The 20,256-nt window shown below is 50.0% G+C and carries 15 protein-coding genes; 10 read left to right on the top strand and 5 right to left on the bottom strand.

The annotated features are described in order from the left end of the window. Positions 1–234 precede the first annotated feature (234 nt). The 5 genes from phoU (at position 235) to DESTI_RS09305 (ending at position 4,259) form a co-directional block, all read left to right on the top strand. Positions 235–897: a phosphate signaling complex protein PhoU gene (phoU, locus tag DESTI_RS09325; protein ID WP_014809717.1), complete on the top strand. Its 663-nt coding sequence runs from the start codon at positions 235–237 to the stop codon at positions 895–897. A 489-nt stretch (positions 898–1,386) separates the two neighbouring features. After that, positions 1,387–1,653 (top strand): hypothetical protein, encoded by a 267-nt coding sequence (locus DESTI_RS09320; protein WP_014809716.1) that lies wholly within the window; start codon positions 1,387–1,389, stop codon positions 1,651–1,653. 241 nt (positions 1,654–1,894) lie between these two features. Then, the gene (locus tag DESTI_RS09315; RefSeq protein ID WP_014809715.1) at positions 1,895–2,290 is read left to right on the top strand and encodes a response regulator; all 396 of its coding nucleotides are present in this window, start codon (positions 1,895–1,897) and stop codon (positions 2,288–2,290) included. A gap of 751 nt (positions 2,291–3,041) precedes the next feature. Next, positions 3,042–3,320 carry a hypothetical protein gene (locus DESTI_RS09310; RefSeq protein ID WP_014809714.1) on the top strand — a complete coding sequence of 93 codons (279 nt, stop codon included), beginning with the start codon at positions 3,042–3,044 and terminating at the stop codon, positions 3,318–3,320. A gap of 159 nt (positions 3,321–3,479) precedes the next feature. After that, positions 3,480–4,259, top strand: coding sequence for an ABC transporter ATP-binding protein (locus DESTI_RS09305; RefSeq protein ID WP_435051214.1), 780 nt, complete (start codon positions 3,480–3,482; stop codon positions 4,257–4,259). On the opposite strand, the gene DESTI_RS09300 is transcribed toward DESTI_RS09305, so the two are convergent. The 4 genes from DESTI_RS09300 to DESTI_RS09285 form a co-directional block, all read right to left on the bottom strand. Further along, entirely contained in the window at positions 4,256–4,945 is a 690-nt protein-coding gene (locus DESTI_RS09300) for a molybdate ABC transporter permease subunit (protein WP_014809711.1), read from the bottom strand. The genes DESTI_RS09305 and DESTI_RS09300 overlap by 4 nt on opposite strands. Positions 4,946–5,213: 268 nt before the next feature. Further along, complete coding sequence (modA, locus tag DESTI_RS09295; protein ID WP_014809710.1) at positions 5,214–5,939, bottom strand: molybdate ABC transporter substrate-binding protein; 726 nt, start codon at positions 5,937–5,939, stop codon at positions 5,214–5,216. A 42-nt stretch (positions 5,940–5,981) separates the two neighbouring features. Further along, the gene (locus tag DESTI_RS09290; protein ID WP_014809709.1) at positions 5,982–6,704 is read right to left on the bottom strand and encodes a Rossmann-like domain-containing protein; all 723 of its coding nucleotides are present in this window, start codon (positions 6,702–6,704) and stop codon (positions 5,982–5,984) included. Positions 6,705–6,847: 143 nt separating this feature from the next. Further along, the gene (locus DESTI_RS09285; RefSeq protein WP_014809708.1) at positions 6,848–8,506 is read right to left on the bottom strand and encodes a hypothetical protein; all 1,659 of its coding nucleotides are present in this window, start codon (positions 8,504–8,506) and stop codon (positions 6,848–6,850) included. 602 nt (positions 8,507–9,108) lie between these two features. Here DESTI_RS09285 and DESTI_RS09280 point away from each other — a divergent pair. The 4 genes from DESTI_RS09280 (at position 9,109) to modC (ending at position 12,516) form a co-directional block, all read left to right on the top strand. Beyond that, on the top strand, positions 9,109–9,648 hold the full coding sequence (locus DESTI_RS09280) for a PadR family transcriptional regulator (protein ID WP_014809707.1): 540 nt from the start codon (positions 9,109–9,111) through the stop codon (positions 9,646–9,648). Between the two features lie 283 nt (positions 9,649–9,931). Further along, the gene (modA, locus tag DESTI_RS09275) at positions 9,932–10,714 is read left to right on the top strand and encodes a molybdate ABC transporter substrate-binding protein (protein ID WP_014809706.1); all 783 of its coding nucleotides are present in this window, start codon (positions 9,932–9,934) and stop codon (positions 10,712–10,714) included. Then, the gene (gene modB / locus DESTI_RS09270) at positions 10,711–11,412 is read left to right on the top strand and encodes a molybdate ABC transporter permease subunit (protein WP_014809705.1); all 702 of its coding nucleotides are present in this window, start codon (positions 10,711–10,713) and stop codon (positions 11,410–11,412) included. Before modA (DESTI_RS09275) ends, modB begins: the two co-directional genes overlap by 4 nt. 3 nt (positions 11,413–11,415) lie before the next feature. Further along, a complete protein-coding gene (modC, locus tag DESTI_RS09265) occupies positions 11,416–12,516 on the top strand; it encodes a molybdenum ABC transporter ATP-binding protein (protein WP_014809704.1) in 1,101 nt (366 codons plus the stop codon). 591 nt (positions 12,517–13,107) lie between these two features. Here modC and DESTI_RS09260 read toward each other — a convergent pair. Then, positions 13,108–14,547, bottom strand: coding sequence for an IS1182 family transposase (locus tag DESTI_RS09260; protein ID WP_014808019.1), 1,440 nt, complete (start codon positions 14,545–14,547; stop codon positions 13,108–13,110). 696 nt (positions 14,548–15,243) lie between these two features. On the opposite strand from DESTI_RS09260, the gene DESTI_RS09255 reads away from it, so the two are divergent. Continuing rightward, the gene (locus DESTI_RS09255) at positions 15,244–20,076 is read left to right on the top strand and encodes a tandem-95 repeat protein (protein WP_014809703.1); all 4,833 of its coding nucleotides are present in this window, start codon (positions 15,244–15,246) and stop codon (positions 20,074–20,076) included. Positions 20,077–20,256 lie beyond the last annotated feature (180 nt).

Below are 20,256 nucleotides of genomic sequence, written 5' to 3'. Positions count from 1 at the left end.
TGAAGAAAATGGTTGCTAACCTTCACTGAAAGCTTATTGATGGATCAAATTCCAGGGAAGAGAGCGCCATCTGCACATCGAAGGCGCACGGCCTTTTTCTCTGACCGACATGAAACCCAAGAGATAATATCATGGCGTTGCAACGATTATGCGACTGCAGTTTCACTCCACGAATGGCAGTTCTCTTCCGACTTACATACCCTTTTTTCAAAACATTTACGAATGGGAGAAACTATGAGCCAAGCCCGTATACGTCTCGGACGCAAGATAGAACAAATTAAACGCCTCGTTTCCTCACTTGGAGCACAGGTTGTAGAAAACGTCCAGCACTCCATGAGAGCAATCCAATTGAGGGACACCCAACTGGGACGGAGCGTAACTGAAGCCGATTTCAGCATCGATCGCCTGGAGCTCGATCTCGAGGAACAGTGTCTGGAGATCTTGGCACTCCACCAACCAGTAGCTACCGATCTTCGTTTTATTATAGGAATTCTCAAGGCAAATCACGACCTCGAACGCATCGGCGACATGGCGGCAAATATCGGTCGGATTGCCGTAGACCTTGCTGCTGAAAAATCCATTCAGATTCCGCAGGATTACTTTCTCATGGCCGACGAGACCGTTCGCATGCTGAACAAGGCTCTTGATTCATTGATCGATCTTAATACCTCTCTGGCGTATGAAGTTCTTCGAGAAGACGACAACATAGATTTAACAAAGCACAAGCTCCATCGTGAATACGAGGAAAAACTTTCCAATCAGCCGGAAAACGTGAGGGCACTCACCTATGTTTTCCTGATTTCCCGTCATCTGGAACGGATAGCGGACCACGCAACCAATATCGCGGAGGATGTGATCTACATAGTGACCGGACACATCAGACGACATGGAAGGTGAGAGCAGACTCGTGATGAACACTCATCATTAGTTTCCGGATAATCCCGAATCGTTGTGTGCCATTCTATCGCGTCTCATCTGCGTGGGTAACTGAAGGAATACGTCCACAGTCTCCGACATGACTCATCAACATCCTTTGTGGATCGGTCCATATTTAGCCTAAAACACATAGACGGGCAGAATATCTCGGCAGTTCCCCGCTTCCGCTCGGTTCGAAAAGTTCGTAATCCAGGCAGAATTGGTCGTTTTTTCGTTCGAACCGCTGTATATTTATTGGACAATTCCCATAGGTATTGCACCACAGTTCGGGAGCCCATGCAGAGTTACCTTTCATCAGCTAAGCAACAAACGGGGCGGCCACTATCATGAGTGCTTGAAAATAAAGCTTTTTTCTGAAAATACATGATATCTGCATTTTTTGCACAAATGAAGAATGGAGTTGGCACATAAATTGGATGGAGACATACATGGAAACCACGAGGGGGTCAGATGACCAGAGAACAATGCCTGAAAGCGGCATGGATATTGCTTAAAGAGATGCAACTCGATCCGCGTTCGTACACTGCCCGGGGACGACAGCAGACAAGAGAGACGGCAAGGATAAGCTGTAGCCTCCCTGCCGATGTGGTACGACGATTGGATCATTTGGGAAACGCACGCTCACATCACGTGGAAAAAGCCTTGAAATTGTACTTGTTGTTGATGGAACAAAACGTTTCTTCTGCAAAGGACAGTTATATAGACGATCAGGATTAACTTCTGCTTATGCCGGTCATCTTGGCCGCTCACTCCGAAATTCTGCCATATGCGTCATACGGTGTCTGATTCATCCCGCTTGCACTGATCCATCTTAATAGTTTCTTTTTACTTCCAATATAGCTATGAGGTGAGTTATCATACACCGTAGTAAATGACTACCGTAAATCAAAGCCTCTGTTTCACAATCAAATATCATCACGAGTCTTTTTCCAGGCGGGATTAAAGGAGTTCAGAAGCAATGGACAACCAGTCAGGAATAGACAGAGCAAAAGTGATTCTTCTGGTCGAAGATCAGGAAATGGTTAGTAATCTGATCAAAAGAATCCTGGAATCTTCCGGGTACGTCTTGATTACCGCAACCGATGGAAAAGAAGCTATAAATCTGTACCAGAGAGAAATGGACAAAATTTCTTTAGTGATTCTCGACCTTATGATGCCGAAAATGGGAGGGGAAACGTGCATTAAAGAGCTCCATAAAATCAACCCCAACCTCAAGATTTTGATCGCAAGCGGTCGTTCATTGGACGCAGAAACGAAACGATTGGTTGAAACGGAGACCAGGGGTTTTGTGAAAAAACCTTTTACCAGAACGGAACTCCTGCAGATGGTCCGCGATATCTTGAATACCGATTGAAAGCCACTCTTCTACCTTACCGCTATCTTCTGTGAATCCGTCCCCCACGGATTCCTTTCTGACGCGAATTAGATCGATTACCAAGAATTCTGGCGTTTAGCCCTTGCTCGAATACAAGATATTAGTGGAGACCGGCGTCCCGAAACCGTCTCAAAACTATCCAAAACATACATCGTGCCACGATTCGCCATCTTCCTAAGGGTAGGCCTAGTGCCTACCCTTACTTGGTCGGACTCGCAGGTCCGCCCCTACAATCAGGCCAGCAGGACGATGAGCATTTCGTGCCACGGCCAAGGATCAATTTTGACTTTTGAGGCAGTCTCTCTCTACCGGTCCATTCTATCGATATCATTGATCATATTGAAGATGTGCCAGCACAGAGGCCGGCACCCGCCAAAACTCCTATCCTCAATCGGACATTAGCGCTGGCAATTGCTATAGGCTCTTGACCATCAACATTTCTGAAAGCATCCGCACAATCCGAATTGATTGAAGCCGATGAAAATTTTCTTTAAACAGGAGGCACTTCGTGTTATGTATATTCACAATATGAATAGTAACTGTGCGACCAAGAGTGAGTCTTGAAGCATTAGTCCGATTGCGTGTGAACTATGCTCGGCAACGTTGACTTTTACGCGAATTCGACAACAAAGTTCGAGAGCAAACCGGTCTAATATGCAGCCGTCTAATTATACCTTATCAACTCATTAAGTCGCCGGCTCGCTATGAGTGGAAGGAGCAGACACATTTCATGGAGATAAAATTGAAGACAGCTCCACCGGATGCCGAAACCGCGATGATCGTGGATGAATTTGGTGCCTCGTGGGACTATTTGGGAACTGAAGTAGCCGATGGCATCTCTCTGGCCACCACCCAAGCAGCAGACGGAGAGGTCATTCGGGGATTCTACCGGGATGGTGCCTTGTTTATTGTGAATCTACAGGATGCAAAGAAATATTTCTGTTCGATCCACTCTGATGGTTACCGTGATTTGCGGCAGATCGAGCCTAGTCATGTCAGAGCATTTTGAGGGCAACATGTCACAGCAAGAGCAGTATCCAGGAGGTCGCCTGTCCGTGGAACGGAAGACATTCGAGCTTATTTTCTTTCTGATCTTCACGGGGTGTCTGGCAGCCATAATTCTATTCGCTCGCTAAGATCGATAAGAAGCGGAAGCAAAATATCACCCTTGTTTTTTTGCTTGGACGTCCATTCAAAAGGAAAGGGCCTATTGATCAGTCTAAACGTATGCAAATGTCTGCGAGGTGCTCAGGGCCCTTTTGTATTGCATCCAGCATTCACGATCCCCAGAGGACAGTTCGTCGTTTTGAATGGAACTTCCGGAACCGGCAAGACAACTTTGCTACGTATGTTGGCAGGTCTTGAGACACCGGATGATGGACGTATCCTGGTGGACGGAGAGACGTGGTTCGATAAGAATGAACGGGTTTGCGTGCCCCCTCAGAAGAGGAGCATCGGATTTGTATTTCAAAATTATGCGCTCTTTCCATCCATGACCGTGAGGCGCAATCTGGAATTTGCTGCAGGCCGCCGAAAAGATCCTCGAGTAGACATGTTTCTGTCAATGATTGAACTGGAAGAGCTGCAGTACAGATATCCGGAAGAACTGTCAGGAGGCCAGCAGCAGAGAGTAGCTTTGGCACGAGCCTTGATCCGACGGCCGAAGATCCTTCTTCTTGACGAACCGCTTTCCGCACTGGATGAGGCCATAAGGGAAAAGCTTCAGGAGGAAATCCTGCGTCTGCACCAAGAACTGGGACTCACGAGCATTCTCGTGTCACATGATCGAGCTGAAATTCTTCGTATGGGAGATCGCATCCTTGTCCTTCAAGAGGGTGGATTGACCTGTGAAGGTCCCCCATTCCATATAATCACGCGACCGGATGAGAAGAACGGATCGGGAGTGATCTCAGCCGGGTCCGGAAATCCGGCAAGGAGAAGCACTTAGACGGCTGAAAGTCGCTTCAACAAGAGAAGAATGAGAACCGAGATGCACCCCAATATGGCTGCCAGGATGCCGGCACGTTCAAATTCTCCCGTAAAAACAGAATTATATATTTCTAGAGAGAGTGTATTTGTCCTGCCCACAATATTTCCACCCAGCATCAACGTCAAGCCTACTTCGCCCAGCGATCTTCCAAAGGCAAGGGATAGCCCTCCGGCAACGCTCTTCTTAATGCTCGGGATTACCACAAACACGAACGTCTCAGCTTCGGACTTGCCCAAGGTGTAGGAAGCCTCGATAAGACTTATTGTGGTACTCTGCACTGCAGCCTGGACCGGCTTCACGATGAGGGGAAGGCCGGCTACGAATGCTGCAATGACTACTCCCCACAAGTTGAAGATTATTTCCACGCCAAAGACACCTGTGACAAAACGACCGATTGGTCCGGCTTTGCCAAGAATAAGAAGCAACAGGAATCCGAGAGCTACAGGAGGAAAAACAAGTGGCAGAGTAACCAGAGTATCCACTACGCTCCGAATCGGGCTACCCTTTCTGCCGAGATAATAACCGATCAGAAGACCGAAAACCGCGTGAAGCATCAGAGATATTGCTGCAACTTTTGCTGTGAATACCATGGGGAAAGCGATATTCGTGAATACATCGGAACCTGTTACGGAGTCCACTTCCATTAACCCGATCCTTCTTGTATGGTATTGCGCCTGCTATGAAAGCCCTTATACCAATGCGCGATCAAAGAAGTGACTTCGTTGAATCCGGTCCTGGCAGGTCTCCGAAGCGAAGTCAGCCACGCTAAGGCGTGGCGTTCGCAGCGGAGGAGACTTGCCAGGACCAGCCAAGAATGCTCATCTCAATATTCCCTGTGTGAAAGCGCATTGGTATTACACCGCTTTGCCGGCAGGCCCCGAGCCCTATCGATCCCAAGTGGCCAAACCTCAGCTACAATCCTGATTTCTTTAGTATTTCCCTGACCTGAGGATCGACTTTCAAGAAATTCAGGAAATTCTTGGCACCAGTGTTTGCCTCAAATCCCTTTAAAACTCCGAGAACCAACTTGATAGGGCCGTACGTGCTGCGGTCCGGTGTCAAATACCCACCTATTCTATCCTTGATATACAGCGCATCCGTCAGATTGATGAATCCTGCCTCCACCTCACCGCTTATGAGGTACGCGGATACTTGAGGTACCGTTGCTACCACGAGCAGTTTTTTTTCGACTTTCTCCATCAACTTCGTGTTCTGAAGAAATTCTTTCCCCGCTTTTCCATATATGGCGTGTTTCTCGTCCGGCATGGCTACTCTAGATACTTCGGGCTTTGTAAGATCTTCAGGCTTTTGCAGAGTAAGGTTCTTTCCGTAAGCGATAACCAGCACCCCTTCCCCAATGGGGTGGAATGAACTGAATTTCAAACCTGACGATGTCTTGAGGAACGCCTCTTCTCCGACAATGAAAGCTATATCGCCGCTCGCCTTGGCCTGCATGATGATCTGTCCCATGTTCCCATAGATTTGATCTATTTTGCCGCCACCAGATGCCTCATATGCTTGAATCATCTCTGCCAAAGGGCGCTTGTACCCTGCGCCTGCCGCCAATGTCAGCGCCTCGGCAAATGCAACGGACTGGGACAGGAAGAGTATGAAAAGTATCGACAGTAAACGGATCATTCTTACCTCCGTAATAATATGGCTATTGCAGTATATGCGGCATTAAGTTCCGCACGGGCAGAATCGGGTCAGTTTCAGAAAATGAGCAGCAGCGGCTATGGTTACTCCGTAAAAGATAGTCGGTTTCTCCACCGCAAATTGACGAAAAGAGTCATTCGTCATAACAGTACCGGTCACAAGTACAACGTCGCACCAAGCCATGTTGTTCGCTGTTTGCTCAGGGCCTTCTATCCGAATTCCATATTTGGTATTGCCCACGTTGTTCGGATCCATGTCGGTCACCCGCAGTTGAAATTTCCGGGCGAGTGCCTCGGCCATTCTCGGTTGGAGACCCACTAAAGCTACTCGAGGATTCCCGAAGTTCCGTTCTATGTAGGATGCAAGCGCTGTGGCACATTGAGGCGGCTGGTCGTCTCTGCAATGAACGCTCTTTGCAACAATTCCGAGGTGCCGGGTGATCGCATTCAATGTTGACAGGAAAATGGCCCTGCGATAATTGTTGTCCAATTCCATGGTATCAACTTCAGCCAAGGTGCCGGAAAAGCTTCCGTACATGTCAGTAAATGCTTGACCTCTGCTCCCAAGAAACTCAGCCTCCATCATCCGTTCTTTTCCTTTGATTAACGGATAATCGTGGTGTTCGGGATTGCCGATAGCCTCTTCGGGTGTGAGCGTCTTCACCCTCACACTTACGGTTTTGTCTTGCCAGGAGTTCTCTTGAATAAGATTCCGAAAGACATTGCGGAGTAGATCGAAGCAGTCCATTGTGTATTCCTGTACCTCCTTTCACGGCCAACGTTCCTTATAACCAATATGCTTTTATATAAGGAATATTGAGAGATCTGTTTTTGGCCGGTCCCGCCGGTGGCGGGATTACTTCTTTGAACGCACATCCGTATTAGTGTTTCTCAAAAGTGTGAGTTCACTTCAACTTGCACCCCGACAACAGGATCTATTGTTCTGTCCGGATTTGTACCCCATCGATTCGCGGCGGTCGGAGTGTCCCAGTTTTGCACACTTCGGTCTATGCAGGCATAATTAAACCATTTCCCCGGCTGCCAGAAAGCACCGAGAATAGTAAGCTGGAGATTTTCAAGCAACTTCCAATCCAAACCCGCGGTAACCTCCCAGCCAAGTGCGTTGTCTGGAATGGTGGGCGCATTCGCATTGTCTCGGTAGTTGACATAAGGGCTCCACGCGACCTGGTCAGTTCCATTTCCAGCGGCATTGACTATCCTCGTCACTGTGAACTTTTGAGCCGGTCGTATGTACCCGAACCCGTGCCCATGAGAACTACGCTCGGCCCATAAAAAAGATCCAAAGACATTGAGGTTGGCTGCGACAGCGTAATCCAAACGGGCTGCTGCCACCCAGGCTTCATTGATGTAGCCCTGCCTGTCTAAATCGAATGCGTTTACACCGGAACCATACGCGTACCCCAAGAGATAGGTGTACGGTTGAAAGATGCCAAAGGCTGCATTGGGTCCTGCCTGGACATAAGACTGTCTGTCGATCAACGCTCCATTACGACGGTCCGCCCCAGGCATGAATGCGTACAGGAAAGACACTTTGGCAGGTCCCATTACTGCACCCGTTTCCACCATGCAGCGCCACGACTCATTATAAAAAGGTGCCCTACCAATCAGATTGATGGACTCGTTCCAATACGCCGTCTCTGTATTTAGAAAAACTCCTCCGTCGAAATACTTCATGTAAACGCATCCGTGGCGAATGAGATCGTCGTATGGCACGAAAGTGCTACGTGCCGCCTGGAGATTCTGCGACTCAGGTCCCGCGTGCCATCTGAACACCATATATGTTGCCCCGAAATCCATTGCACCGGATCGGTAGGTCATGAAGGCTCTGGTGGATTGCTGCCTGACTCCGCTTTTATCCAATAAGTTGTAATACGGACTTGAACTCAAGCCGAGTCGCTGGTTGGCAGCTTCCTGCCAAAAGGGCTGGAACGCCAGGGCGATTCGCAGCGGCCCATTGTCGCTCACCAGGAGCATACCTTCACCCGTAGCATTGTGCGATCCGTCATACTGCAAACCGGTGCCGAACTCTTCCGGCCGCTTTCCGAAGACGATTGTGCCCCATGGAGTCTGAGCGGTTATCCACCAAAGTGTCCATTGACCGTCAGAAGTTGCTACGTCGACTCCCGGGCGGGTGTTCGTGAAGTAGTCAGACGCGTTGGGATCGCCGTAGTTACCGAGCCTGTACTTGCCACGAAATCTGATCGCCGGATTTATCCTGATTTCCGGAAAAATCTGCAAGATAGGGTACTGCTGGGAAGAGTCGGTTCCCGTTACGAGATCTTTCGCTCGCTTGCCGACCCAACCGTTCAGAGAAGCAAAATCTCCGGGTTTCAACCCCAGTGTGCCAGCCGTGCCGGCACTGCGGTCTACATTCGCTCTGCCAAAAAAGCCGTTTGAACCTTGTTGCGAGTAGTATTCGTACGTGGAAGTGAACGCTCCCCCCATCTTGAATTCCCAGGCGCACGCAAGATCACCCGTAAACCAAAATATGCCTACACAAAGCAGTGCGCATGACACATAACGACTCATCGCATCAATCCTCCAGATTAATCGGAACTAAGTCGAGCCCGATACAAGGCTCAACCAACGAATTCGACACGAGACCTGCCTCACGATGCAGATGCGCTCCAGACAGAAAGCCTTCCTGTCGTATTGCTGCTGCCCGAATCGACCGACTTCGACACGTTCTCAGCGTCGTTCCATCATTCCAGGTGTTGCTCGGGGAGAGGGACACTCTGCTCGGTCAGTGTGGTCTCGTCAGACGCTTGCCATTCTCCACTTGATTATTCACACTATGAATATATAAAACCAAAAGAACCGTCCCTGGAACTCCGTCCGGACTCCATGACTCAAGCCCGACCGTCGTATTCCGAAAGGGCCCGGACACTTGACGTCAGGCTTTGAGACGGGATGTTCTCAGGCGAAGGTACCGATTCGTCTCGTTTTTTACTACTATTTCGTATGGCGTTCTGCTTGGTGAGACATAAGCCTAAATGCCCAGACAATTCTTGTCAAGTCAATTTCTCTGGCTCAGCCAACATTTGAAGGTGTTCAGTTTTGCTTGACAATGAATTCGAAGGGATGATAGAGATTATTCACAGATTGACTATTCGTTCTCATGACTGGAGAATATGAAGACACGAAACCCAGCAGATTATCCGGTCCTCGGCGTGCTCTATCTCGGGCCTGCTCACGGATACGATCTCTGCCGTGAACTTCGCGAGCGATTGGGTGAAGTCTGGACGCTTCGAACCAGCCATATTTACGCGCTCCTGGCAGGACTGGAAAAGGACGGGCTCGTCCGACACGACCGCATCGATCAAGAAACCCGACCAGCCAAAAAAGTGTTTAGCATAACCGATGGAGGCCGACTTGTTTTTCTGGCGTGGGTGCGCTCACCTGTCATGAATGTGCGTGACATCCGGCTGGAATTCTTGACGAAGCTGCATTTTGCGAGATTCGATTCCCCCACTGCTGTGGCCGATCTCGTTACCAATCAGTTGTCAGTGTGCCGCAGCACTCAGAAGCGCTTGAAGAGAGAAGAGACACTGTGCAGGACTGAAACGGATCGCGCGGCACTCGATTTTCGTCTTGCAATGTTATCCGCCACTGTTACGTGGTTAGTGAAACTGCTCCCCCCCGATCTTCGTCGATTCGCCGAGACGGGCTAACTCTGACAAAAGGAACTGGTTCCTGCGGTATCGCTATGTCGGCCGCAAGTTGGTGAGCGAAGTGGACCGCATCGTTGATGCCAGAGCGTTTGAATGCCTGTCATTGCGAGCGAAGCGAAGCAATCGCTGAAATTAAGCGCCTGAATCCTAGGCGATTGCCACGTCGCTGCGCTCCTCGCAATGACATGTCCTCCAGCGTCTCACCTCCGTGGGCAACTGAAGGAACGCAGTAGCATCTATTCTAAAATTGCAGCATCCGGTTGCATATGGTTAGGAGGAATAAATGAATAAGAGACAATCATTCTGGGCCACAATAGTCGTAACGCTGTTATTTTGTGCCGTGCCTTTGGCGCAGGCTGCAGAACCGGATTCTGCTACCGTTTTCGCAGCAGCATCCACAACGAACGCGATGAACGACATTTCCAAAATCTTTGCGGACAAAGGACTGGGTAAAGTTGTCTTCTCGTTCGCGTCATCTTCAACTCTTGCAAAACAAATCGAAAATGGCGCTCCTGCCAACGTGTTCATTTCTGCGGACGAACCGTGGATGAATTATTTGCAAGAGCGAAAGTTGATTGAACCGGCAAGTCGATTCGATCTGCTGGCAAACAAGCTGGTGCTCATAGCTCCTGCGGACAGCTCAGTCAACAAAGTGGAAATCGCTCCAAAATTTGATATCGCTCAACTGCTCGGCAACGGCAAATTGTCAGTAGGCGATCCCGATCACGTGCCAGCCGGCAAGTACGCGAAGGCAGCGCTGCAAAAACTTGGGGCATGGACAGAAGTGGAAAGCAAACTTGCGCGTGCTGCTGACGTTCGCGGAGCTTTGGCGTTGGTTGAACGAGGAGAAGCCGCTTTTGGGATCGTGTACTCGACAGATGCGGCTATTACTTCCAAGGTCAAAGTGGTCGGAGTATTCCCGGAGGATACTCACCCCAAGATCGTATACCCCACAGCATTAATAGCCGGTAAATCTTCTGTAGTAGCAAAGAAATTCTTCGAGTTTCTCAAGTCGCCCGAGTCAAAGGCCGTGTTTCAGAAATACGGATTTACTACATTGAAATGACGGAACTATTCAGTCTTACTCCGCTTGAAGCAGAGGCTCTCCGTCTGAGCCTCTGGGTATCCTTCTGGGCCATGGCAGGCAGTCTCTTTCCCGGGATTTTAGCAGCCTGGGTGTTAGCGAGAAGCAACTTTCCCGGTAAAGCCGTGCTTGACGGTATTATTCATCTGCCTCTGGTCCTGCCCCCAGTGGTGATAGGTTACCTGCTCCTCGTACTCCTGGGGAGGAAAGGAATACTCGGAGCCGCTCTTTACAACACATTCGGTATCGAGTTCGCCTTCAACTGGAAAGGAGCAGCAGTCGCCTCGGCTGTGGTAGCTTTTCCCCTCCTGGTCCGCGCGATCCGACTCTCGATAGATTCTGTGGACCAAGGGCTGGAAGCTGCAGCCCGTACTTTAGGCGCAGGTCCAGTGAGAGTTTTCTTTACAATCACCATTCCTCTGGTTATTCCCGGGATAATCACCGGGATAATCCTTGGCTTTGCCAGGAGCCTCAGCGAATTCGGAGCCACCATAACGTTCGTGTCCAACATTCCGGGCGAAACAAGAACATTACCGCTTGCCCTTTACACCCTGACTCAAGTACCCGGTGGGGACGCCGGCGCACTCAGGCTCTGCGTCATTTCTATCATAGTGGCCATGCTGGCCCTCATGGCTTCGGAAATGCTGGCCAAACGGGTCGCCTCGAAAATGAAAGGCTGACCCGTGCTTGAAATCAAGGTAAAAAAGAAGCTTGGTGCCTTCACTATCGATGTGGATTTCTCAACGGGAACCGCTGGGGTGACCGCTTTATTCGGACGTTCCGGAGCGGGAAAGACATCCGTAATCAACATGGTTGCCGGGCTTTTTCCGCCAGATAGCGGACTCATTGCCGTCAACGGCCGGAGACTCTTCGATTCCGAGCAACTCATAGACCTTCCCCCGGAAAAGCGGCGGTGTGGATACATCTTCCAGGACGGCCGCTTATTCCCTCATCTCACGGTAAAAGCCAATCTCACGTACGGAATGAAGCTGGTGCCTCGTTCCGAGCGTTATGTGAGCTATGAGCAAGTCATTGAAGTCCTCGGTATTCGCCACCTGCTGAGTCGCAGACCTACGAAGCTTTCGGGAGGAGAAAAGCAAAGGGTTGCCATAGGTCGGGCTCTATTGACAAGTCCAAGCCTGTTGCTCATGGACGAGCCTCTTGCCTCTCTGGATGTTGCCCGGAAGGGAGAGGTTCTGCCATTCGTAGCTCGCCTTCCCCGAGAGTTTTCCATTCCCATTGTGTACGTGAGTCACTCTCTGGATGAGATCCTAAATCTTGCCGACACGGTTGTGCTCCTGGAGTCCGGAAGAATCGTCGCAAAGGGTAATGTGGAAGACTTGTTGAGCCGCCTTGATCTGCAGCACTTTGCCGGACACTTTGATGCGGGTGTTGTTCTTGGCACGGTAGTTCAAGAACACAATAGAGTCCTCGGTCTGACCACTTTACAATTCGCAGGCGGGATTCTGAAGATACCTCTCTTCGATGTACCGGTGGGCGAGCATCTGCGAATCCGGATTCGGTCGCGTGACGTAGCGGTCTCATTGAACCGGCCAGACAAGATCAGTGTTCAAAACATCTTTCCAGCGACCGTGGAGCAGATAATCGACACCCCGGAATCCCTTGTGGACGTCAATCTGAATATCGGTTGTCCTCTCTTTGCGAGAATAACCCCTGCTGCCAAGGCAGATCTCAGACTCACTCCCGGCCAGCACGTGTATGCGCTTGTGAAAAGCGTCGCCATTTCTCGCGGAAACACAAACGGCAGAAATGAGAAAGAATGAGATGTAGCGCGAGCTCGCACAGATTCGTCCACTCGTTCTCAATCGTGTTGAAAAAGATCCGCGTGAAGAGTAATACGCAATGTGCGTTCAAATAAGTAATCCCGCCACCGACGGGAGCAAATCCGGTCCCGGCATGCCTCCGAAGCGAAATCAGCCACGCCAAGGCGTGGCGTTCGTAGCGAAGGAGATTTGCCGGGACCGGCAAATAACAGGTGTCTCGTAACCATTCAGTTACACGGGGTAGAGATTTCTACAGCCCCATAGGGGCTACCCAACAGTAGCCGTGGGTGCAAACCCACGGAAGCGATACGGGAAGTCTTTTGTTTTCAAGACCCTGAAGGGGTCGACCCACGACATTTGAAAATTATTGCCTATCGGTGGACCCTTTCAGGGTCATTCAACTATGCATAGGGGCGTGCGGCGGTCCACGGGTTGACGAAAGCGTCTCAAAACCTGCGCACTGCGGCGAATCACGCAAGCCGGACGGGAGGACCTGCTTCTGGGAAAAAAGCAGTCCCGTCAAGTGAAGATCAGGCGAGGTTCGATCCGAGTGTACTGTCCGTTATAAGGTCATGGTCTCCCTCCGGCTGCTTACGTGAATGCCACCTCGCCGGATACCCAATGGTGGTAGAGCTTCCTGAGATTTATGGTCGTGCAAATAAGGTCCCACTGGGCCTTTACGTTGTCGATTCCGGCCACGGTCCATCGCCGAAAGCTTAATGCGCTCTTGATCCAGGCAAACGGTGGCTCGATAATCTTCTTTCGAGTCTTCAGGCGCTCTTTGTTCTCTGGTTTTTCCCTCTTGCTGCGGTGTCGTTCTAGGGCCGCCTCGTAAACGCTGAGGTCTATGAGGCGTCCGTTCTTGCTCTTGGAGCATTTCCAGCGATTGGGACACGTTAGAAAATCCTTGCAGTGATACCTGCGAACCTCATTGTGGTTCTTGCCGTTAATTTTCCGCTGATGAAAAGGCAACAAGCGCCCTTCAGGGCATATGAAGCAATCACGCTCCTGATCAAAGACGAACCGGGATCGGTGATAGAGATCCTCATCCGCACCTCTCTCGGAAACAATTTCCCCTGACGATTTCCCGATAAGAATGCCGTATTCTCGCTCATGGGCCAGACCTATCTGCCCTGAGGAAAAATATCCCCCGTCCGCCACATTTTCCTCTGCCACAGCGCCCAGATTCTCTTTCACCTTGTCGAGCATGGGGACCAATTGCCCGTTGTCGGCCCCATCCGTGACCACATCTGCGGCCACGATAAGGCCGCTCTTTTGGTCGGCAACCGCCTGAGCGTTGTACGACAAGTCTTTGGTCCGGCGATTCTTCATAAAGCGAGCTTCCGGTTCCGAAGGGTGAACTGACTTCTTGTCCGATTCATCCAACTCCTTCAGAGCCTCTTGTATCCGCTGTTTCCGTTTCAATCCGTCTTGCATGGACTGCGGAAGGCGATACTCACCGGTCTCTTCCCGCTCGGCTCTCTCTATCTCAGTCATCGCATCGGCAATCGTGCGGTCCAATCTCTCCGAAACACTTTCCAGAAACCTCTCCAGGTGCTCACGACCCCGAGCCTTGTCGTTGGATGAGACGGCTTGGATCTTGGTCCCGTCCACGGCATGAAGAGCTAGACCGATCAGATCGGCCTTCAGAGCAACACGAATCGACTGTCTGAACAGATGCCTCAATGATTTCTTGTTCGCCTTGAAGAATCGCCATAAGGAATTATGATCCGGAGCATTCATCCCCGTCAGCCAAATCAGCCCCATATTCTCAAGGCAACCCTTTTCAAGCTTACGGGTACTCCTGATCCGATTGAAGTATCCGAAAAGCCACACCTTCAACAGAAGATCTGGCGCATACGGAGGACGTCCTGTATCGCTGTCGGGAACCTCGATTCCCAACTCGGACAGATCCAAGGAATCCACGAAATCTCGGATAAAGCGCGCCGGGTGATCCTTAGCCACCCAGTCTTCCACTGACGGCGGAAACATCAAGATCTGTTCGTAATCGGCCCGGATCTGTTTGCCCATGACAGCCTCGTGGTTGTTGAATTCCTCTCCTTTCTAGTACATCTCTTGGCAAATCGCGAGCCCAAAATGGAGTTTTGAGACAGTTTCTGACACCCGTGGCTACTATTGGGGCCGCCCTTCCAGGGCGTGCCCGGCTATGACTAAATGGATACGGTGTCTCAATATTTCCTCTATGAAAGCACATTGGTATAAGCTATAATAATTGTCTTGATGAATTGTAGTTACGATTTTGCGATCGAGATGTCGAATTGATCGAGCTCAAGCGGTCTCAAGATGTCTTCGGCTTGTCTGTGTTCGAGATAGCCGAATTATTTAGGATAAGCAGTTTTATCGCTTGCGTACTTATATGTCGCGCATTTTGCAGATCGTTAAAGTGTATTTTATAGTCTTGTTTCTTTCGTTTTTTGACGAGAATCATTGGACATCGTATTAATATTACACTTGACTCTCATGAAACTGCTTAAGTGACCTGTTGAACTCTTGACGAAAAGTAGAACCTGATAAAATGCAGATTTTAACCGGTGAAATGTGAAATAGATTGCCATGGCATCTGATATTAGGACATGCAGAAATGAAACTTTTTGAACTGTTTCTTAATTTGACGCCATTTTTTGGGAACAAGATCACATTCTCCAATGTCAAGAGCAGAAAAGAACTCTGTCTTTTTTCGTAATTGCTATGGGGGGACTGAATTTTATGAAAATTTTTCCTAAGTTAGAGAATTGGGCAAACAGAGAGGAATGTGGTCGTAGACTCATTCTTGAGCAATTGGAAGCACGGATTGTCCTGGATGGAGCTGTGACTGACGCGCAGGATGTGCACGACGGCACTGCGGATACCGGTCAGGTTGACAGTCTCGGCTGGGTGTACGTCGACAACGGCTGGTGGCAAGAGGACAATGGAAGCGGCTGGTGGTGGGAAGAGGCTACCGGGTGGTTCTGGAATGAGCTCACTGGATGGTGGGTGCTGAACTCCGGTGATTTCTCCTACTGGTATCACGGTGAACACCAGTTTTGGGCACAGGAAATTTCCACAGACGCCTGGTTTTGGTGGGACGACATTACCGATCAGATTTGGGAACCAGCATTCACCTGGTTCGCGGACCAGGTCAATTCAGAGTGGATGTGGGTCTACAACGATTGGAATGGCAGCCACTTTTACGCCGACGACCTGCAATATTTTTATCAAGATCACAATGACAGTGCCTGGTCGTGGTTTGATGCTGTCAATGACGCTGCATGGAAGCCTGCTTTTACATGGTATGTGGATGGCTCCGGGGTACAGGTGTTCAATGATTGGCATTCCAGCGAGTACATCTGGGGCAACGACTTCCATTATATTCAACAACATACGTCTTCATACGTGAATGATGCTCCCCTGATAAGTGTCACTGGGACTCAAACCGTCGATGAAGACACGAATCTCACGATTCCTTCGATCTATGTGTTCGATGTGGATTCAGGGAATAGTCTTCTCGAGGTTACTCTTTCCGTGCAGCACGGTACCCTGACTCTCTCTACCATTACCGACCTCGTTTTTATCTCCGGTGGCGGCACAGCAGACGCGTTAATGGTTTTCCAGGGTACTTCGAGCCAGATCAATGCCGCTCTCCATGATATCGTATACCGGCCGGACAGCAATTTCTACAGCTCTGATGCCTTGGCCATTGTTGTGAACGATCTGGGAAATTCAGGTTCGGGTGGAGCACAGTCCGTCTCTGAGTCAATTCCGATAACCGTCAACGCGGTGAACGATGCACCTTGGTCGGATCAAATTCCGAATCCTTCGCCAGTCGACGAGGACTTCGGGATCTTCGAATATAACATAAGCTCGTATTTTCACGATATTGACAGTGTCCTGAGTTACAGTCTCGGATCTGTAACGTATTACGACGGGCTCACGCTTGGAAATCTGGTTGTCGATCCAAGCACCGGCACTGTGACCTTCACGAACACTCCCAATTCGAATGGATGGGCTGAAATTCAGATCATAGGAAGTGACGGCCAGTATACAACCAGCCAAACGTTCACATTTACGGTTAATCCAGTAAACGACGCGCCGGTAGCTGTGGACAATAGTGTCACCACGCAGGAGGACACCTCTCACATCTTCATAACTGCAGAATTCGGATTCAGCGACGTTGACGCGAGAGACCAACTCCAGGCTGTTCAGATTACTTCTCTACCCACTGCAGGTCACCTGCTGTTAAACGGCAGTGACGTAGCCCTGAATCAGATCATTTCCATAGCAGATATCAATGCTGGAAACCTTACTTTTATGCCTGATACCGGCGCTAACGGCGCAGACTATGCTCATTTTCAATTCAAGGTTTCTGATGGAACCGTGTTTAGCACAGCGGCGTACCTCATGACGATTAATGTCAGCTCGGTGAACAATGTTCCCACGGGTGCAGACAATACAATCGTCATGCAGGAAGACACATCTCATGCATTTATGGCTGGAGAATTCGGATTCAGTGACGTCGATACAGGAGACCAACTTCAGGCGGTTCGGATCACCTCTTTACCGACCGCAGGGCACCTGTTACTGAACGGGACCGACGTGATCCTGAATCAAATCATTTCCATAGCGGACATCAATGCTGGGAATCTTACCTTCAGTCCGGCTCCTGACGCAAACGGCACAGGGTATGCTTCGTTCCAGTTCAAGGTCTCTGACGGTATCGTATTCAGCAACTCAGCGTACGCAATGACGCTGAATGTCACTCCCGTGAATGATGCACCAACCGGGGCGGACAATACTGTCTCCATGCTGGAAGACACGTCTCATGCATTCACTGCCGCAGAATTCGGGTTCAGTGACGTCGATACAGGAGACCAACTCCAGGCCGTTCAGATCACCTCTCTGCCCACCGTAGGGAATTTGAAACTGAACGGGATCAATGTGACCCTGAATCAGATCGTCTCCATAGCGGACATCAATGCTGGGAATCTTACCTTCAGTCCGGCTCCTGATGCAAACAGCACAGGATATGCTTCATTCCAGTTCAAAGTCTCTGATGGTACCGCATTCAGCAATTCAGCATACGGAATGAATCTCAATGTTACCCCCGTGAATGATGCACCAACCGGGGCGGATAATACCGTCTCCATGCTGGAAGACACGTCTCATGCATTCACTGCCGCAGAATTCGGGTTCAGTGACGTCGATACAGGAGACCAACTCCAGGCCGTTCAGATCACCTCTCTGCCCACCGCTGGGAATTTGAAACTGAACGGGATCAATGTGACCCTGAATCAGATCGTCTCCATAGCGGACATCAATGCTGGGAATCTTACCTTCAGTCCCGCTCCCGATGCAAACGGCACAGGATATGCTTCATTCCAGTTCAAAGTCTCTGATGGTACCGCATTCAGCACTGCTGCGTACATCATGACCGTCGATGTCGATTCTTCAAATCACGCTCCCACCGGCGCAGATAATACTGTAAGTATGCTGGAAGACACGTCCCATGTATTCGTGGCGACCGAATTCGGATTCAGTGACATCGATACGGGAGACCAACTCCAGGCTGTTCAGATCACCTCTCTGCCCACTGCCGGGAATTTGAAACTGAACGGGACCAACGTAACCCTGAATCAGATCGTAACCATAGCGGATATCAATGCTGGGCACCTCACCTTCAGTCCGGTTCCTGATGCAAACGGCACGGGGTACACTTCATTCCAGTTCAAAGTCTCTGACGGTACCGCATTCAGCAACTCGGCGTACGCAATGACACTCGATGTCACTCCCGTGAATGATACGCCGACGGCAACTTTCCAGACGATTACGTTAACGGAGAATGCGGTGACTCAGGTGAGTCTCGTTGCAGATGATGGCGACCCGGAAGTAACCCAGACTTTGACTTACTTTCTTGAGACAGTTCCTGCCAACGGCGCGCTTTATCTGACACAGCTCGATGCTCAGAATGGGACCAATCCTCTCGCAGCCGGGGCGTCCTTTACCGGCGGAACACTCTGGTATCGATCGACATTGAATAATGACGCGGATACCTCGTTCATGTTTCATGTCCGGGATGATGGCGGAACAGCGAATGGCGCGAACGATACAAGCGCTTCTGCAGTAGCAGCAGTTACGGTGACATCAGACAATCAGGCTCCTGATGCGGGAAATTTCGGTGTATCGGTAAATGAGGACAGTGTTGTTACCATCACGGGATGGAATTTCACTGATGCTGAAGGAAACCAGGCACAAGCGATCAGGATAACCGACCTGCCCGATCACGGCACGTTATTTATCGACGCAAACGACAATAATCAGGTCGATCCAGGAGAAGCCATCGCGCTTCAGTCCTGGCAGGGAGGAGTAACTTTCACCTTCGATGACGGGTACCTCAACAATTATCAGTATGCTTTCCCTGTCCTGGAGCAATACGGTGTAGAAGGCGTCTCGCTTGTAGTAACAGGCAATGTGCAACAAGGGCTGTCCGACACGATGAGCTGGGCTCAACTGCTGGAGATGCAAGCTGCCGGATGGGAAATTGGTAGCCACAGTATGACGCATGCGGACCTCACTACATTAACGGATTCGGAGCTCATTTACGAACTCTCGGAATCGAGAAACTTATTGGTTGAACATGGACTGACCGGAACAACGTTCGCGTATCCTTATGGTGCTTTTGATCAAAGAGTTGCCGAATTTGTCGCTCAGTACTACGAAGGTTGTCGAGAGGCGTGGGGGAATGATGGGATCACTGAAATTCCCGGCAATCCCTATAAGATTTACAACAGACAGGTGACTCACACCACGACTCCCCAAGAAGTAATACAATGGATCGATGACGCAGTCGCAAATAACCAGTGGCTGGTACTTTCGTTCCACGGGATCGTAACAGGAGAGGCTTCTGTTTATCAGTATAATGTGAACGACCTGGAAACCATTGTAAGTTATGTTTCGAGCCACAATATTGCCACGCCGACCATCAGTGAAGCGTTGAATAATGAGTTGTCCCCAATTAGTTGGGCCGATGCAACAACCAAACTGAAGTACATCGGTGACCAGAACTATAGCGGATACGATTCCTTCAAGTATGTAGTGATCGACTCAGCCGGTTCGGAGGGAGAAATGCCTGACGATGCCGGAACAGTTATCGTCACCGTGCATGCGGTGAACGATGCTCCCGTGAACTCATTGCCGGTTGCTCAGACCACAGATGTAAATACCGCATTAACATTCAGCACGGTGAACAATAATGCGATTTCTATTTCGGACGTAGATGCCAGAACCGATGCTATTGAAGTTCAGTTGACAGTGACAGAGGGGACTCTGACGCTTGGAGGAACCACCGGCCTGAGCTTTACTGCCGGCGACGGCACTGCTGATTCCACCATGACGTTTACCGGAAAAATAGCCTCTGTTAATGAAGCTTTTCAGGGCATGAGTTACACGCCGACCACAGATTACAGTGGAGACGCAGTTTTTCGGATCGTGACAAACGATCTGGGGAACAATCCTTCGGGCGAACAACTGGATACTGACGAGCTGGGCATTACCGTTCGTCGTTGATAAGATTTCAGAGTTAAAGAACGCATCGGGAAGGAGCTTTTCAGAAGTTCCTCCCGAACCGCACACATTCAGACGTCAGGCATTCTCGATTTTTTGTGGTAATTTCCGGTCCGGCTACGAACCGGTTGCGCTGAATTGTGATTGCAGCTCATCACCGGTATTACAACAATTGCCAAAATT

The sequence above is a fragment of the Desulfomonile tiedjei DSM 6799 genome (genome assembly GCF_000266945.1).
In the GTDB taxonomy this organism is placed as follows: Bacteria; Desulfobacterota; Desulfomonilia; order Desulfomonilales; family Desulfomonilaceae; genus Desulfomonile; species Desulfomonile tiedjei.
This window is presented reverse-complemented; position numbering and strand designations above follow the sequence as displayed.